Consider the following 11,365-nt stretch of genomic DNA (forward strand, 5'->3'; position numbering starts at 1 on the left):
CGGCCAGGCCGCGTGGCTGAACGCCAGCACGATGCCGGCCGGGGCCTGCTGGCCGCCGCTGCTCGCCAGGCGTGCCGGGCGGCGGTCCCGGCGCGCGGCTTTCCCGGCTGTCCCGCGAGCCCGCTGCGCGCGGCTGCCGCGGCGTCGAGGAGGCCGGACCAAGGGGGACACTGCGGGGAGGGCCGCCTGCCCCGGCGCCAGTGCCGGGGCAGGCGGCCGGCGCCCCGTGCGTCAGGAGACGATCTCCGCCACGACGGCCTCGACGGCGTCGACGGCGACCTCAGGCTCGTCCACGTAGATGTAGTGGCCGCTGTTCTCGGCGGTGATCAGCTCACTGTTGCTCGACAGGTTGAGCCAGTCGCGCTGGCCCTTGGTCCAGTCCTCCTCCAGGCCCTCCCCGTACTCGGGGACCTCCGCGAGGTACTGCTGCCCGTGCTGGATCACGCGCACGGGGATGTCGCCCGCGGACGCCACCTCGCCGTCCTCGAAGCGGAGCTGCTCCGGGTTCTCCCCGTTGTAGACCGCCAGCGTCTGGGCGCGCAGCTCACCCGCCTCGCCGGTGGCGGACTCCGGGATCCGGGCCATCAGGTCGGTGGCGGCGGTCGGCGACGTGGCGTCCAGCAGCACCAGGCCCTGGACCCGGTCCTGGTGCTCCGGGGCGTAGCGGCCGGCGATCAGGCCGCCCGCGGAGTGCCCGGCCAGGACGACCGGCGCGTCCCCGGCCACATGGTCGATGACACCGGTCAGCGTCTCGCCGACGTCCGCGAGCTCCTGCGGGCCGGCCGGCTGGTCGCTGGCGCCCGCGCCGAGCCGGTCGTAGGAGCACACGCGGTTGCTGGCGCTGAGCGTCTGCTGGAAGTCCGCCATCGCCGTCAGGTCATCACCCATGCCGTGCAGCAGGATGATCACCGGGCGGTCCCCGTCCTGCTCACCGGAGCAGGACACGTTCACCGAGTACTCTCCGACCGTGATGGTCTCGGTGCCGGCCGGCGCGTCCCCGCCGTCGTCAGGCGAGGAGGTCGCCGATCCCCCCTCCCCCTGCTCCGGGTTCGGGTCCGACTCCGCGTCGTCGTCGCAGCCGGCCAGGGCCGCGCCGGCCAGGGCGCAGCACAGGGCGATCGCGGCGGGGAACCCTATCTTCTTGCGGATCATGTGGTGCTCCAGCGTGCTCACGGGGGAGAAAAGAGAAAGCGGCGACGTCCGCCGGGCGGCGTGATGCACCGGCGGGCACGGCAAAGCTGACGGCGCGTCAGCGTCATGCCCCGCCCCGGCGTCGCCCGTGACGTCGCGTCACACCTTAAACCCGCGGATTTCCGGCGCCGCCCGACGGCGGGAGGTTGTCCCCCGCGATCACCGGACGTGCCCTTTCGGGCAGCCCCGCAGGGCAGAACGCTGCCCGCGCCCGCGCGCGTGCCGGCCGCGTCACCCCCGTACCCTCAGTGCCGTGCCAGCCGACCGTCTCCACCGCGTCGCCGTGCTCGTACTCGAGGGCGCCAAGCCGCTCGACGTCGGCATTCCCGCCCAGGTCTTCACCACCCGCGCGAGCATGCCGTACCAGGTGCGGGTGTGCGGCCCGGCTCCCGGCCGCTTCACCTCGGCCGGCGCCGCCCGCGCCCACCTGGCGGCGGGCGCGTCGAAGGTGCTGGTGAGCGCCCCCTCCAGCGGCGCCGACGTGACCCTCGCCTACGGCATCAACACCGGCGCCTACGACCCGGCCGCCCACACGGTCATCTCCAGCGCCTCGTGCACCACCAACGCGCTGGCGCCGCTGGCCGCCGTGCTGGCCGACCTCGCGGGCATCGAGCACGGCTTCATGACGACGGTGCACGCCTACACCCAGGAGCAGAACCTCCAGGACGGCCCGCACCGCGACGCCCGCCGGGCCCGCGCCGCCGCCGTCAACATCGTGCCGACCACGACCGGCGCCGCCCGGGCGATCGGCCTGGTGCTGCCCCGGCTGGACGGCAAGCTGTCCGGCGACTCGCTGCGCGTGCCGGTGCCGGTGGGCTCGATCGTCGAACTCAACACCACGGTCTCCCGCGAGGTGACGCGCGACGACGTGCTGGCTGCCTACCGGGCGGCGGCGGACGGGCCGCTGGCGGGTGTGCTGGAGTACTCGGAGGACCCGCTGGTGTCGTCCGACATCACGGGCAACCCGGCCTCGGCGGTGTTCGACTCGGCGCTCACCCGCGTCGACGGCCGCCACATCAAGGTGGTCGCCTGGTACCACAACGAGTGGGGCTTCTCCAACCGCGTAGTCGACACGCTGGAGCTCCTCGCCGCCGGCTGACCGCGCCGCCACCCCGGCGGCGGGGACGGGGTCGTGGCCGGAGCTGGCCGCCCTGGCCGGTGAACCAGGGTGCGGGACCGTGCGGACCAGGACGCGTCCGCGGTGATGGACGCGTCAGGGCGGCGTGAGGCTCTGGACGACATGGGTCATGTGCTGCACGTTTCCCATCCGCAGCCAGACCGCCACCTGCCCGGTGCCCTCCTTGTCGGTGAGAGAACCCGCGGCGCAGTCGCGCAGCCATCTCTCCCCTTCGCTGGCGGCGGCGCCCCGGAACTCCGGCAGACCGCGGAGCATCCGCGCGGCTCCCCGCACCGCCGCGGCACGATCGGGCCCCTGGTTCACGACGCGGCACAGCACGAACGAGTCGTCGGTGGTGTAGCCCAGGACTCCCCAGGAAAGCGCTATGCCTCCTCTGGTCCGGCGGTTGGCGATTCCTCTGGCGGGCTGGATGCCGTAGTCACCGTAGGTGAGGTGCGGCACGTACGGGCGCGCGCTCGTGCGCAGCTCGCGCCAGGTCTGCCAGTCGGTGCGCGGCACGCGGCAGAGTGCGCCCAGCGGGAAGTCCGCTGCCGTGACGCGGGGGAAGCCGCCGCCGAGCACCGCGCCGGTGCGCCACGGTGCCAGGGGCCACAGGGTGTCCAGGGCGCGCAGCGCCTCCTTGCCGGCGCCGGGACGGCTGGGCAGCACCTCGCCCAGGTCCAGCAGCAGGTCGACGGGGAGGCCGCCGCCGGTCTGGGCGAGGAGGCGCGCGACGTCCTCGGCGGAGCGGCTGTCCCACTCCCCCGGCAGCCGTACCCGCACTCCGAGCCCGGTGCCGTTCCGGCGGGCCGCGGCCAGGGCGGCGGACTGCTGGGCCGGACTCCGGCCGGGGCCGGTCACCGGGCGCAGCAGCCCGGCTAGTCCCGTCTCCTCCGCCATGATCTCTGTCAGCGCTGCTGCCTGCTGCTCCTCGGCGAAGGGCGCGTCGATCCATCCGTGATGGTGGCGGTGCAGGCGCCGCACCTCGCGGAGTTCCGGCCTGTTCGCGGGTCCCAGCTCTGCCACGGGCACGCCGGGGCACGGTGGCAGGTTCCACAACGGTGCCAGGGCGGCCCGCACGTCTGGGCGCAGTAACCCGTAGGCGCGCCGGGCGTGCTGCCGGGCCGGGAGGACGGGGACGTAGAGCAGACCGGGCATCGCGGCTCCCCTCGCGCGACCCTCGTGGGTACCTGCTTTGAGGGTGCGAGGCGGGCAACACGGGCGGAAAGAGCGCCTTTTCGGCCGGCCGACTGAAATGAACACGACCACGCGCTCCCCCGGCCGGGGCCGCGGCCCCGGCCGGCGGCCGCTAGCCGGTGATGCGGTGGCCGAGGCGGAAGAGGCCGGCCGGGTCGCGGCGGGCCTTCAGGGCGGTGAGGCGCTCGTAGTCGCCCGGGTCGTAGGCGGTGCGCACCCGGTCGGGAGCCGCGGCCGGGCCGTGGCCCATGAAGTTGACGAAACGGCCCGCCGTCCAGGGGGCGAACGGCGCCAGCAGCGCGTCCTGCCGCCGCACCACCGCCTCCCGTTCCGCTTCGCTCTCACCGCCCGTCATCCGCGTCAGCACGCCCAGCGAGTACCGGGCATCGCGGTGCCCCACGGCGCTCGGCGCCGCGCCCGGGCGGGCGAGCGCCCCGCCGAGGTGGCGCAGCTCCAGGACGGCCGGTTCGTCGGCGGCCGGCCCGGCCGCCGCCAGCAGCCCGCGCAGCGCCGTCTCGTCCAGCGCGCTCAGCAGTGCGATGTCGCTGTTCCAGGCCATGGGCCGGGCCGGGTCGTTGTGGACGCTGCCGGCCTGGGTGACGGGCAGGACGGCGAGGGACTCCAGCACCGGGGCGCCGGTGCGCGCCCGCAGCCGGGCGACGAGCCGCTCGCCCTCTTCCGGCCGCTGGCCCGCGTAGGCGATGCGGACGTGCGCCACGTACTGGCCCCGCAGCGGCTCGGGGAGCGCGGGCACGTCAGGCACGGCCACGAAGGCCAGGGAGCTGTTCATCTCCTCCGGCAGCCCTTCGGTCCACTCCGCCCAGGCGCGCGCGGTGGCGAGCGCCTGCCCCGGGGTGCCGTTCCGGTAGTACAGGCCGCCGCCCCACAGCGTGGTGAGCGGCAGCAGCTCCGTCTCAACGGCGGTGACCAGGCCGAAGTTGTCGCGCCCGCCGCGCAGCGCCCAGAACAGCTCCGGGTCGCTGCCGGCGGTGACCCGCACCAGCTCGGCGCCGGCCGTGACGACCTCCAGGGCCCGCACCCGGTCGGCGGCGTAGCCGAACGTGCGGCCCAGCAGGGGAAGGCCGCCGCCGAGCAGGTAACCCACCGCGCCGGTGTGCGGGGCGGAGCCGCTGAGCGGGGCCAGGCCGTAGGCCGCCGCGGCGGGGGTGACCTGCTCCCAGCGGGCGCCCGCGCCGATACGGGCGAGCCGGGCCGCCGGGTCCACCGTGACGTCCGCCATGGCGCGCGTGACGACCAGTACTCCCCCGTCACCGCCCCCGGCGGGCCCGTGGCCGGTGCTGCGCACGCCCACCGGCAGGCCGTGCGCGGCGGCGAAGGCGACGGCCTCACGGACGTCGGCCGCCTCGCGCGCGGCCACGATGAGGTCCGGGCGGCTGCGGACGGCGGTGTTGAAGCCGCGCGCGTGCTCCTCGGCGAACGCGTCGTCGCCGGCGGCGAGTACGGTGCCGCTGATCCGGCTCCGCAGGGCGGCGACGCCCCGGGAGGACAGGGTCATGTGTGCTCTCTCCTTGTACGTGCGGGCGCCGGGCGTGGTCAGGTGCCCGGCGGCGACACATCGTGCCGCACAAACCTGACACTGGCCGTCAGGTTTTCCGGGCACCCGCGCGATGCTGGAAGGGTGAAGTCCGACCGCCTGCTGTCGATCCTGCTGCTGCTCCAGACCCGGGGCCGCGTGAGTGCGGCCGAGCTCGCCGAGCGGCTGGAGGTGTCCGTCCGCACCATCTACCGGGACGTCGCGGCGCTCTCGGCAGCGGGGGTGCCGGTGTACGCCGAGCGGGGCCGGCACGGCGGCATCGCGCTGCTGCCGGGCTACCGCACGGACGTGACGGGGCTGACGGCCGACGAGGCCAGGGCGCTGTTCGTGCTGGGAGCGCGCGGCACGCACGAGGCGCTGGGCCTGGGCGGGGCGCTCGGCTCGGCGCTGCGGAAGGTCATGGCGGCGCTGCCCGCGCCGCACCGCCCGGCGGCCGAGGTGGTCAGCCAGCGGATCCTGGTGGACCAGGGGCGCTGGTACGGGCGGCGGGAGCGCGAGCCGGAGGCGCTGCCCGCGCTGCGTGACGCGGTGTTCTCCGACCGCCGGCTGCGGCTGCGGTACCGCCGGGGCGGCGAGAGCCGGGCGCGGACGTACACGGTCGATCCGTACGGCCTGGTGGCCAAGGCCGGCGTCTGGTACCTGGTGGCGGACCGGGCGGGAGCAGAACGGATGTTCCGCGCGGACCGGGTGGTGGCCGCCGAGGTGCTGCCCGCGCCGGTGCGGCGGCGTCCCGGGGTGGACCTGGCCGGGCTGTGGGAGTCGATGCGGCGGCGCGTGGACGAGGCGCCGGTGGCAGTGCGGGTGGAGGCCCGGGTGCGGCGGGCCCGCCTCGACCTTTTCGAGGACGTCTCCGGAGCGGCCGTCGAGCGCGCGGACGGCGGGGAGCCCGGCGAGCGGGACGAGCGGGGGGACGACTGGGTGAACGTCGTCCTCAGCTACCCGCAGCTGAGCGCCGTGCGGCAGGTGCTGGCGTTCGGCACCGACGTCGAGGTGACGGGCCCGCCGGAGGCGGTGCGCTTCCTGGCGCAGACCACCGCGGCGCTGGCGGCGCGCTACGCGGCCACGGCGGAGACCTGAGCGGCCGGTCCGCCGGGCGCTTCATCCCAGGCGCAGGCTCCAGTCGCCGCGTCCGCCGGCCAGGCTGACCACCGACAGCGGGTGGACCTCGGTACGCCAGTAGGAGTGGGGCGGTGCCTTGAGGGCGTACAGCATGGCGGCGCGGATCACGGAGGACTCGGCGACGGCGACGACGTGCCCGTCGCGGCCCACCGGCCGGGTGTCGAGCCAGCCGCCGATGCGGGAGACGAAGGCAACCAGGCTCTCGCCGCCGTGCGGGGCGGCGTGCGGGTCGGTCAGCCACACGTTGACGGCGGCGGGCTCGGCGGCGGTGACCTGGGCGAGCGTGAGCCCGTGCCAGCGGCCCATGTCGCAGTCGCGGAGCGCGACCTGGGTGAGCGGGGATAACCCGAGCACTTCCCCCGTCTGGCGGCTGCGCGGCGTGGGCGAGCAGTAGCGCAGGTCGGCCGCGGCCAGCGGCAGCAGGGCGGGGGCGGCGCGGCGCGCCTCCTCCCACCCGGCGGCGTCCAGCGGGCGGTCGTCGCCGAAACGGGTGTCCAGCAGCGGCGAGCTGCGGGCCGCGGCGATCAGCGTCACCAGCATGGCGAGATGGTACGAGCGCTCGAACAGGCGCACCAGAAGCGAACAGCCCTAGACTGGAACGTGACGTACCTCACACGGACGACGGGAGGTCACCCTGATGCGAGCCAGCGTGGGCGACAGGCTGCTGACCCACGGCCGGACCGTGGGCCAGGAAGACCGCGAGTGCGAGATCGTCGAGGTGCTGGGGCAGCGGGGCGAGCCGCCGTTCCGGGTCCGCTTCGAGGACGGCCACGAGGCCGTGCTGTCCCCGGGGCCCGACTCGGTCGTCGAGCCGCAGCGGCCCGGCCGGGGCGGACGGGACCGCTGACGGCCCGCCCCTCTCAGCGCCGGCGCCCCCGGCCCCGGTCTGGCGCCGGCGTGCCGTAATGGTCGGCGACGACCCGGTCCATCGCGCCGATGGGGTCCTCGGCGACGTAGCGCGCCGAATAGAAGACGTGCCCCGCGACGAGCGGGTAGTCCTGGCAGAACGTCAGGTGCTCCGACAGCTCGGCGGGGTTCTGCCACGCCGCCGGCTGCTCCGGGTCGCCCGCCTTGTACAGCGCCTCGCCCACGTACAGGGCGACGTCCGTGCCCTCGGCGACTCCTGACCACCAGTCGACCAGGGTGGCGTAGTCGGCCGCCTCGAAGCCGATGTGCCAGTACAGCTGCGGGATGACGTAGTCGATCCAGGACTCCCTGACCCAGGTGCGCACGTCGGCGTACAGGTCGTCGTAGGTCTCCACGCCGCCCTGGGTGTCGGAGCCCTCCGGGTCGGTGGTGCTGTTGCGCCAGATGCCGAACGGGCTGACGCCGAAGGGCAGTCCGGGCTTGGCGGCGCGCACCCGGTCCCGCATCTCACGCACCAGCAGGTCGATGTTGTTGCGGCGCCAGCCGGCGCGGTCCTCGAAGCCGCCGCCGTACCGCTCCCAGGCCGCGTCGTCGTCGAAGGTCTCGCCCGCCACCGGGTACGGGTAGAAGTAGTCGTCCCAGTGCACGCCGTCGATGTCGTAACGCGTGACCGCGTCCATCATGGCGTCCTGCACGAAGGCCCTCACCTCCGGCAGCCCCGGGTTGTAGTACAGCGCCCCGCCGTAGGGCACGACCCAGTCCGGGTTCAGCCGGGCCGGGTGCTCCGGCGCCAGGCGCGAGAGATCGTCGTGCTGGGCGACCCGGTAGGGGTTGAACCAGGCGTGCAGCTCCAGCCCCCGCGCGTGCGCCTCACGGACGGCGAAGCCCAGCGGGTCCCAGCCCGGGTCCCGGCCCTGCTCACCGGTCAGCCAGTGCGACCACGGCTCGAACCGGGACGGCCACAGCGCGTCGGCCGTGGGGCGGACCTGGAGGAAGACGGTGTTCAGGCGCCGCTCGACCGCGGTGTCCAGCAGCCCGGTGAGCGCCGCTCGCGCCTGGTCCGGCGTCAGGTCCTGGCGCCGGGGCCAGTCGATGTTGGCCACCGTGGCGATCCACATGCCCCGCATCTCGCGCGGCGCGGGGCCGTCCCGCCGGGCGCCGGGCTGGGCCGCCGCGGACGCGTTGAGCGTCAGCAGCCCGGTGATGGCTCCGGCGGCCGCGAGCGCGACTCCCCTGCGGGTGAGCTGTGGTGCCATGGATAAGTGCCCCCTGTCACGACTGGTCGTCCCGTCCTGCCCCGGACGGCCCGGCCGGCACGCGCCCGCGGCCGCCCTCTGGCGGCCTAGCGCGCCCCGGCGCTGGCAGCGCGCGGCGGGTCCGGCCGCCCGCGCGTCCCGCCCGGCTGGCACGAAAGGGTAACGTCTTGCGGGCCGAGCCGATCCGAACGAGCAGCGAAGGGGCAGCAGTGGCCGACATCGAACGCGTCGGAGTGGTGGGCAGTGGCCAGATGGGCGCCGGGATCGCGGAGGTGTGCGCCCGGGCAGGGCTCGCGGTCCACGTCGCCGAGACCACCGGGGAAGCGCTGGAACTGGGCAGGACCCGCATCGTGTCCTCGCTCGGCAAGGCGGTGGAACGCGGCAAGCTCAGCGCTGAGGAGCGGGACGCGGCGCTGGACCGGCTGACGTTCACCACGGACCTGGGTGAGTTCGCCGACCGCGACCTGGTCATCGAGGCGGTCGTGGAGAACGAGCAGGTCAAAACGGAGATCTTCCAGGTCCTCGACCAGGTGGTGACCCGCCCGGACGCGATCCTGGCCTCCAACACCTCGTCCATCCCGCTGGTGAACCTCGCGGTGGCCACCTCGCGGCCCGGGCAGGTGCTCGGCATCCACTTCTTCAACCCGGCGCAGGTGCAGCGCCTGGTGGAGCTGATCCCGGCGCTGACGACGGACGCGGAGACCATCCGGCGCGCCGAGGCGCTGGTGACCGAGGTCCTGGGCAAGCACGCCATCCGCGCCCAGGACCGCTCGGGCTTCGTCGTGAACGCCCTGCTCATCCCGTACCTGCTGTCGGCGGTGCGGATGTTCGAGTCGGGGGCGGCGAGCCGGGAGGACATCGACAGCGGCATGGAGCTGGGCTGCGCGCACCCGATGGGCCCGCTGAAGCTGGCGGACCTGATCGGCCTGGACACGGTCGCGTCCGTGGCCGACTCGATGTACCAGGAGTATCGCGAGCCGCAGTACTCCGCTCCCCCGCTGCTGCGCCGGATGGTCGCCGCCGGCCGGCTGGGGCGGAAGACAGGAGCGGGCTTCTACTCCTACGGGTGAGTGCCGGGCGGGTCAGGAGGCGCGCTTGCGCGGCGCGGCCTTCTTGCCCGCCTTCTTGGCGGCCTTCTTGGCGGTGTTCCCGGCCGTCTTCCGGCCGGTGCTCTTCTCCGCCGGCGCGGCGCCCTTCTTCTGCGCCGCGCCGCTCCTGGAGGCGGTCTTCTTCGCGGCGGACTTCTTCGCGGACTTCCTGCCGGGGGTCTTCTTCCCGCCACCGGGACGGGTCAGCGGCGCGACGGTGGCTCCGCCGCCGTCCTCGCCCTCGTCCTCGCCCCCGTCCTCCTCGCCGCGGGCCCGGCGGGCGCTGCGGACACTGTCCTCCAGGGCGGACATCAGGTCGATCACCTTGCCGCCGGTGGGCACCGGCTCGCCGGGGCGCTCGGGGGCGGCGCCGGCGAGCTTGGCGCTGACGAGTTCCTCGACGGCGCCCCGGTACTCGTCACGCAGCGAGCCGAGGTCCACGGAGCCGAGCGTGTCCATCAGGGTGTCGGCCAGGTCGAGCTCGGCCTCCCTGATGGTCACCTGCTCCGCCGGCACCAGGCCCGTCGCGGGCCGCACCTCGTCCGGCCAGAGCAGGGTGTGCATGCCCAGCACGTCCTCGCCGTCGCCGAGGGCGCGCACCATGGCCAGGGTCTCGCGCCCGCGCATGGCGAGCTTGGCGACCGCGGCCCGCTCCGCGCGCCGCAGCGCCTCGCGGAGCAGGGCGTAGGGTTTGACGGCCCCGGGGTCGGGCGTGAGGTAGTAGGAGCGGTCGAGCTGGTAGGGGTCGATCGAGCCGAGGGGGACGAAGCCGAGGATGTCGACAGTGCGGGCGGTGGGCAGCGGCAGGGCGGCCAGGTCCTCGTCGGTGAGCTGGACCAGCGAGCCGTCCGCCGTCTGGTACGCCTTGCCGATCTCCTCAGGGGGCACCTCTTCGCCGTCGAGTTCGCACACCTTCCGGTAGCGGATCCGCCCCTGGTCGCGGGTGTGGACCTGGCGGAACGAGACGCTGTGGCTCTCGGTGGCACTCACCACGCCGACCGGGATGTGCACCAGACCGAACGATATGGAGCCCTTCCAGACAGTACGCATCGGTTGCCCCTTTTTTCCCTGATGTGCAGTCTCAGGGTATGCCGGTCGTGGAGGTCGAGGGGCGCCGCCTGTCGCTGTCGCGCCTGGAGAAGGTGCTGTACCCGGACGGCACGGCCAAGGGGGAGCTGCTGCACTACTACGCGCTGGCCGGGCCCGCGCTGCTCCCCCACCTCGCGGACCGGGCCGTGAGCTTCCTGCGGTACCCGGACGGGCCGGAGGGCGAGACGTTTTTCATGAAGAATCCCCCGCCCGGCACCCCCGACTGGGTGGAGATCGCGGAGATCCCCCGCGCCGAGGGCGGAGCGCGGCGGCAGGTGGTGCTGCGGGACATGCCCTCGCTGATGTGGGCGGCCAACCTGGTGGTGGAGTTCCACACCTACCAGTGGCCGGCCGCCCGCCCGGGGATCGCCGACCGGCTCGTCTTCGACCTCGACCCGGGCGCCCCGGCGGCGCTCGCCGAGTGCTGCCTGGTGGCACGGTGGCTGCGCGAACGGCTGGCCGCGGACGGCATCGCGGCCTACCCGAAGACGTCCGGCTCCAAGGGCCTGCACCTGCTCAGTCCCATCGAGCCCGCCCCGTCGTCCCGGGTCCGCGGCTACGCCCGGGAGCTGGCGGGCGAGGCCAGCGCCGCCTTCCCCGACCTGGCCATCACCGCCATGGCCAGGCACCTGCGGCCGGGCAAGGTGTTCATCGACCACAGCCAGAACGCCGCCGCGAAGACCACGGCCGCGCCCTACACCGCGCGGGCACGCCGCTCCCCCACCGTCTCCGCGCCCGTGACCTGGGAGGAGGTCGAGGAGGCGGAGCACGGCGGCAAGCTGGTCGTGACCATCGCGGACGTGCCGGGGCGGCTGGCCGCCCACGGCGACCTGATGGCGCCGCTCACCGACCCCCAGTCCGCCCGCCCGCTGCCCGGCTGAGGGCC

10 protein-coding genes and 1 pseudogene are annotated in these 11,365 nt (G+C 74.6%); 5 read left to right on the forward strand and 6 right to left on the reverse strand.

The window, feature by feature from the left end; all coding sequences use genetic code 11:
* Window positions 1-231: 231 nt before the first annotated feature.
* Complete coding sequence (locus tag JK356_RS11780) at window positions 232-1,152, reverse strand: alpha/beta fold hydrolase (RefSeq protein ID WP_201867682.1); 921 nt, start codon at window positions 1,150-1,152, stop codon at window positions 232-234.
* Between the two features lie 424 nt (window positions 1,153-1,576).
* Here JK356_RS11780 and JK356_RS11785 point away from each other — a divergent pair.
* Window positions 1,577-2,290, forward strand: a pseudogene (locus JK356_RS11785) (type I glyceraldehyde-3-phosphate dehydrogenase); the annotation flags it as partial.
* Window positions 2,291-2,404: 114 nt separating this feature from the next.
* Here JK356_RS11785 and JK356_RS11790 read toward each other — a convergent pair.
* Both JK356_RS11790 and JK356_RS11795 read right to left on the reverse strand, forming a co-directional pair.
* Window positions 2,405-3,466 carry a beta family protein gene (locus tag JK356_RS11790; RefSeq protein WP_201867607.1) on the reverse strand — a complete coding sequence of 354 codons (1,062 nt, stop codon included), beginning with the start codon at window positions 3,464-3,466 and terminating at the stop codon, window positions 2,405-2,407.
* 151 nt (window positions 3,467-3,617) lie between these two features.
* A complete protein-coding gene (locus JK356_RS11795) occupies window positions 3,618-5,021 on the reverse strand; it encodes an FAD-binding oxidoreductase (RefSeq protein WP_201867608.1) in 1,404 nt (467 codons plus the stop codon).
* A gap of 123 nt (window positions 5,022-5,144) precedes the next feature.
* Between JK356_RS11795 and JK356_RS11800 the strand changes: the two genes are divergently transcribed.
* Window positions 5,145-6,137 carry a YafY family protein gene (locus JK356_RS11800; protein WP_201867609.1) on the forward strand — a complete coding sequence of 331 codons (993 nt, stop codon included), beginning with the start codon at window positions 5,145-5,147 and terminating at the stop codon, window positions 6,135-6,137.
* 21 nt (window positions 6,138-6,158) lie between these two features.
* On the opposite strand, the gene JK356_RS11805 is transcribed toward JK356_RS11800, so the two are convergent.
* The gene (locus JK356_RS11805; protein ID WP_201867610.1) at window positions 6,159-6,719 is read right to left on the reverse strand and encodes a histidine phosphatase family protein; all 561 of its coding nucleotides are present in this window, start codon (window positions 6,717-6,719) and stop codon (window positions 6,159-6,161) included.
* A gap of 97 nt (window positions 6,720-6,816) precedes the next feature.
* Here JK356_RS11805 and JK356_RS11810 point away from each other — a divergent pair, with 97 nt between their 5' ends.
* Window positions 6,817-7,026 (forward strand): DUF1918 domain-containing protein, encoded by a 210-nt coding sequence (locus tag JK356_RS11810; RefSeq protein WP_201867611.1) that lies wholly within the window; start codon window positions 6,817-6,819, stop codon window positions 7,024-7,026.
* 13 nt (window positions 7,027-7,039) lie between these two features.
* On the opposite strand, the gene JK356_RS11815 is transcribed toward JK356_RS11810, so the two are convergent.
* Window positions 7,040-8,302, reverse strand: coding sequence for a glycoside hydrolase family 10 protein (locus JK356_RS11815; protein WP_201867612.1), 1,263 nt, complete (start codon window positions 8,300-8,302; stop codon window positions 7,040-7,042).
* Between the two features lie 209 nt (window positions 8,303-8,511).
* Between JK356_RS11815 and JK356_RS11820 the strand changes: the two genes are divergently transcribed.
* Window positions 8,512-9,372: a 3-hydroxybutyryl-CoA dehydrogenase gene (locus JK356_RS11820; protein WP_201867613.1), complete on the forward strand. Its 861-nt coding sequence runs from the start codon at window positions 8,512-8,514 to the stop codon at window positions 9,370-9,372.
* A 12-nt stretch (window positions 9,373-9,384) separates the two neighbouring features.
* Here the strand turns inward: JK356_RS11820 and JK356_RS11825 are convergent, their stop codons facing one another.
* Window positions 9,385-10,440: a Ku protein gene (locus JK356_RS11825; protein WP_201867614.1), complete on the reverse strand. Its 1,056-nt coding sequence runs from the start codon at window positions 10,438-10,440 to the stop codon at window positions 9,385-9,387.
* 38 nt (window positions 10,441-10,478) lie between these two features.
* Between JK356_RS11825 and ligD the strand changes: the two genes are divergently transcribed.
* Window positions 10,479-11,360 carry a non-homologous end-joining DNA ligase gene (gene ligD / locus JK356_RS11830; RefSeq protein WP_201867615.1) on the forward strand — a complete coding sequence of 294 codons (882 nt, stop codon included), beginning with the start codon at window positions 10,479-10,481 and terminating at the stop codon, window positions 11,358-11,360.
* Window positions 11,361-11,365 lie beyond the last annotated feature (5 nt).

The sequence above is a fragment of the Streptomyces sp. 7-21 genome (assembly GCF_016741785.1).
In the GTDB taxonomy this organism is placed as follows: domain Bacteria; phylum Actinomycetota; class Actinomycetes; order Streptomycetales; family Streptomycetaceae; genus Streptomyces.

Excerpts from the sequence above, each read along its gene's own strand:
- JK356_RS11805 (WP_201867610.1), bottom strand. The coding sequence starts at position 6,719 with ATGCTGGTGACGCTGATCGCCGCGGCCCGCAGCTCGCCGCTGCTGGAC.
- ligD (WP_201867615.1), top strand. The coding sequence starts at position 10,479 with ATGCCGGTCGTGGAGGTCGAGGGGCGCCGCCTGTCGCTGTCGCGCCTG.
- JK356_RS11810 (WP_201867611.1), top strand. The coding sequence starts at position 6,817 with ATGCGAGCCAGCGTGGGCGACAGGCTGCTGACCCACGGCCGGACCGTG.
- JK356_RS11780 (WP_201867682.1), bottom strand. The coding sequence starts at position 1,152 with ATGATCCGCAAGAAGATAGGGTTCCCCGCCGCGATCGCCCTGTGCTGC.
- JK356_RS11815 (WP_201867612.1), bottom strand. The coding sequence starts at position 8,302 with ATGGCACCACAGCTCACCCGCAGGGGAGTCGCGCTCGCGGCCGCCGGA.
- JK356_RS11790 (WP_201867607.1), bottom strand. The coding sequence starts at position 3,466 with ATGCCCGGTCTGCTCTACGTCCCCGTCCTCCCGGCCCGGCAGCACGCC.
- JK356_RS11825 (WP_201867614.1), bottom strand. The coding sequence starts at position 10,440 with ATGCGTACTGTCTGGAAGGGCTCCATATCGTTCGGTCTGGTGCACATC.
- JK356_RS11795 (WP_201867608.1), bottom strand. The coding sequence starts at position 5,021 with ATGACCCTGTCCTCCCGGGGCGTCGCCGCCCTGCGGAGCCGGATCAGC.